1 protein-coding gene is annotated in these 328 nt (G+C 64.9%); it reads left to right on the plus strand.

Translation table 11 applies throughout. The features are described from left to right. The coding region (locus tag HWY45_RS36450; RefSeq protein WP_176118519.1) for a hypothetical protein at positions 1-328 on the plus strand (328 nt) is incomplete at both ends.

The raw sequence follows: 328 nt of genomic DNA on the forward strand, positions 1-328 counted from the left end.
TCGGCACGCTGAACCTGACCGGTGTCGAGACCGGCGCCACCGTCGAATACTCGATCGACGGCGGCCATACCTGGAACACCAGCTTCAGCGCCGTCGAAGGCCTGAACGGCGTACAGGTCCGCCAGACCGATATCGCCGGCAACACATCCAATCCGACGTCGTTCAGCTTCACGCTCGATACGTCGGCTGCCGCACCGGGCGGGGCGCTCGCCACCGATTCGGGCAGCAGCGCGTCCGATCACGTCACCAATGTCGGCACGCTGAACCTGACCGGTGTCGAAACCGGCGCGACCGTCGAATACTCGACCGATGGCGGCCATACCTGGAA

The organism is Burkholderia stagnalis (genome assembly GCF_902830275.1).
In the GTDB taxonomy this organism is placed as follows: Bacteria; Pseudomonadota; Gammaproteobacteria; order Burkholderiales; family Burkholderiaceae; genus Burkholderia; species Burkholderia stagnalis.